This window comes from Pseudomonas sp., assembly GCF_026224925.1.
Classification (GTDB): Bacteria; Pseudomonadota; Gammaproteobacteria; order Pseudomonadales; family Pseudomonadaceae; genus Aquipseudomonas.
Map to the genome: position 1 here is coordinate 1 of NZ_JAMFRV010000385.1, position 3,517 is coordinate 3,517.

Below are 3,517 nucleotides of genomic sequence, written 5' to 3' on the forward strand. Positions count from 1 at the left end.
CGCGCCCAGTGCCACGCGCCCACCAATATCACCGGTGAAGGTCCGAATCGGATACGGCCCTTCACTGCGGTCCAGGCAAATCGCATCGAAGCCGCTGCGCGCCAGCAGAAACAGCGAGTCGCCCAACGAAGCGCTGAGTCGCAGCATGCTCGGCCGAACCAGATCACGAAGGTTGCCGGTGTTGCCGGAGCGCGCCGCCAAGGCAAAGAACTCCAGGCTCAGGCGATAGCGCTTGCTGCGCTCATCCTGCTCGACCATGCCTTCGTCCATCAGGCTGCGCAGCAAACGGTGAGTAGTCGGCTGAGATAAACCTACCTGCTGCGCCAATTGCGTCACGCGCTCGCCACCGTCCGGTGCGTTGCCGAGGGTTCGCAGCACCGCAAACAATCTGGAGACACTGCCAACACCGACCTCTTTCGGCTCTTCATTCCGCTCAGTGGAATACATATAGCCAATTCCTTCATATCTATTTTGGTCAGCGAATGAAAGTGAAAAAAGTAGTCCTTTCAGTGAAATTCGCTCTTTCGCCCATCCTAGACTTCGTCCTAATCTGAGTCCACAGGGGCGAATCGAACAACTCAAGGCAGCCGGCTTAGAACGAGCGCCAACGCACCCAGCAGTATCCCTTCGCATCTGCCCATTACAAAAAAGCGTGTTTCGACGCGCCCAATAAATACAGGTGGAACGCGCACATGGCATTTCTCCAACTCGAAGGCCTTAGCAAACGCTATGGCGCAATCGACGCCGTCGTTGCCACAGATCTGGCGGTGGAAAAAGGCGAATTCGTTTCTCTGCTCGGCCCATCGGGTTGCGGCAAAACCACTACCCTGCAAATGATCGCTGGCTTCGTCGACGCGACGGCTGGTCGCATCGTGCTGGACGGTCGCGACATCACCCACGCCAAACCGAGCAGCCGTGGTCTGGGTGTGGTATTCCAGAGTTATGCGCTGTTTCCCCACATGTCGGTGCGCGACAACGTCGCTTTTGGCCTGCGCATGCGTAAGGTGTCATCCGCTGATATCGACCGGCGCGTGAGCACGGTGCTGAACTTGGTGCGCTTGGCCCCGCATGCAGAGCGCTATCCGCGAGAGCTGTCGGGTGGGCAACGTCAGCGTGTGGCTTTGGCCCGTGCATTAGTGATTGAGCCGCCGGTGTTATTGCTCGATGAACCGCTGTCTAACCTCGACGCCAATTTGCGCGAAGAGATGCAATTCGAGATCCGTCGCATCCAACGCGAAGTCGGCATCACCACGTTGATGGTGACCCACGATCAGGCCGAAGCGCTGTCGATCAGTGATCGCGTGGTGGTGATGCAGGCCGGGCGCGTGACCCAGATCGATGAGCCGTACAAACTCTACGAACACCCGCGTACGCAGTTCATCTCCGGCTTCGTCGGCAAGGCCAACATGCTTGCTGGCGACATCGACGCCAAAGGTCGCCCGCAAGTACGCCACAGCCCAGGCGACGGCGCACTGACCCTCAGCCTGCGCCCGGAAAAAATCGACCTGCTCGACGCCGGCAGCGGCCGTTTGCAGGGGCGCATTTCGGTCCGTTATTTTCTCGGCAGCCAATGGCTGTACCGCATTGCAACCGAACTGGGCGAGCTGACCGTGGTACGCCGCAACGACGGCAGCGCGCCGTTGAGCGAAGGCACGACGGTGGGCCTCGACTGGCAACCGGAGCTGTTGCGGGTATTGGCCGCCGACGAGGTGCACGGATGAGTGTATTCGCTGCAATGCGCCAGGGCGGGCGCGGTTACCTGCTGTCGTTGCCGGCGATTATTCTGTTCAGTTGCCTGCTGATTCTGCCGTTGGTGCTGACACTGGTGTTGTCGTTCAACGTGTTCGACTACCAGTTGGGGGTCAAAAGCGGCGAGTTCACCCTCGCCCACTTTGTTGCGCTGTTCACTGATTCTTACTATTACGAAATCTTCTTTCGCACGCTCTGGATCAGCGCTGTCGTCACGCTGCTGTGCGTGGTGATCGGCGTGCCCGAGGCTTACATCCTCAGCCGCATGGGCACCCCGTGGCGCTCGATCTTTTTGATTTTAATTCTGACCCCGCTACTGATTTCCGTCGTGGTCCGGGCGTTTGGTTGGAGCTTGCTGCTGGGTTCTGACGGGCTGATCAATCAAGCCATTCAAGCGCTTGGCGGGCACCCAGTGAAGCTGCTTTACACCTCGTTCGCCGTGATTATTGCGCTGGTACACGTGATGCTGCCGTTCATGATCATTCCGGTCTGGACCTCTCTACAGAAGCTCGACCCCTCCGCTGAACAAGCCGCGCTGTCCCTCGGCGCCAGCCAGGCCAAGGTCATGCGTTTAGTGGTGTTACCCCAAGTCATGCCCGGCGTGCTCTCGGGGACACTGATCGTTTTCGGTCTGTCTGCCAGCTCCTTCGCGATCCCCGGCCTGCTGGGAGGACGACGGTTGAAGATGGTCGCCACCGTGGTGTACGACCAATACCTCTCGGAACTGAATTGGCCCATGGGCGCGGCCATCGCGGTGGTGCTGCTGGTGATCAACTTGCTGGTGATGCTGACGTGGAACCGGATTGTCGAACGCCGCTACAAAAAGACCTTGGGGGAATAAGACATGTCCAGAAACGGTCCTTTGTCGCTGGGTTTTCACGCCCTGGTTGTGCTGTTCATGATGGCGCCGCTGGTGGTTGTTTGCCTGGTGGCGTTCACCCCGGAAAATACCCTGAGTTTGCCGACGTCCGGGTTTTCCCTGCGTTGGTTCAAGGCGGTGTTTGAACGCGCCGATTTCATTCATGCGTTTTACAACAGCTTGATTTTGGCGTTTGTTGCCGCCTCGTTGGCGACTCTGATTGCGGTGCCCGCGGCGCTGGCGATCACCCGCTATAAATTCCCCGGCCGCGACTTCCTCAACAGTCTGTTTCTGTCGCCGATCATCATGCCGCACCTGGTTCTCGGCGTGGCCATGCTGCGCCTGTTCGCGCTGATGGGTGTCAATGGCAGCTTCGCCTGGCTGATGCTCGCCCACGTAGTGATCATCACTCCGTACGTATTGCGGCTGGTGATCGCCGCTGCCATCGGCATTGATCGCAGCGCCGAACAAGCTGCCGAATCCCTGGGTGCCAGCCGCTTCACGCTGTTTCGCCAGATCACCTTGCCAATGATCCTGCCGGGGGTCGCCGGTGGCTGGCTGCTGGCGTTCATTAACAGTTTCGATGAGGTCACCCTGTCGATTTTCGTCAGCTCGCCATCGACCCAAACGTTGCCGGTGCGCATGTACGTGTACGCCACGGAATCCATCGACCCAATGATGGCCGCTGTGTCGGCACTGGTGATCGCACTGACCGCTGCAACGATGATCGTGCTCGACCGGGTCTATGGCCTGGACCGGGTTCTGGTCGGCAAACATTGAGAGGGAAGCACTGAAATGGCGTTGTTTAAACGACTGGTCGAGCAGGATCGACCGACGCTGGCGTTCACCCTCGACGGTCAACCGGCCACCGGTATGCAAGGCGACACACTGCTGACGGCCGTGTTGACC

The 3,517-nt window shown here is 59.1% G+C and carries 4 protein-coding genes and 1 pseudogene; 4 read left to right on the forward strand and 1 reads right to left on the reverse strand.

Features of this window, described 5'->3' with window-relative positions:
* A partial coding sequence (locus M0974_RS16840; RefSeq protein ID WP_297839024.1) for a helix-turn-helix domain-containing protein occupies positions 1 to 447 on the reverse strand: 447 nt, incomplete at its 3' end.
* A 245-nt stretch (positions 448 to 692) separates the two neighbouring features.
* On the opposite strand from M0974_RS16840, the gene M0974_RS16845 reads away from it, so the two are divergent.
* The 4 genes and pseudogenes from M0974_RS16845 to M0974_RS16860 form a co-directional block, all read left to right on the forward strand.
* Entirely contained in the window at positions 693 to 1,721 is a 1,029-nt protein-coding gene (locus M0974_RS16845; protein ID WP_297839027.1) for an ABC transporter ATP-binding protein, read from the forward strand.
* Positions 1,718 to 2,590 (forward strand): ABC transporter permease, encoded by an 873-nt coding sequence (locus tag M0974_RS16850; RefSeq protein ID WP_297839030.1) that lies wholly within the window; start codon positions 1,718 to 1,720, stop codon positions 2,588 to 2,590. The genes M0974_RS16845 and M0974_RS16850 overlap by 4 nt, the downstream gene beginning before the upstream one ends.
* A 3-nt stretch (positions 2,591 to 2,593) precedes the next feature.
* Entirely contained in the window at positions 2,594 to 3,388 is a 795-nt protein-coding gene (locus tag M0974_RS16855; protein WP_297839033.1) for an ABC transporter permease, read from the forward strand.
* Positions 3,389 to 3,403: 15 nt separating this feature from the next.
* A pseudogene (locus M0974_RS16860) lies at positions 3,404 to 3,517 on the forward strand ((2Fe-2S)-binding protein); the annotation flags it as partial.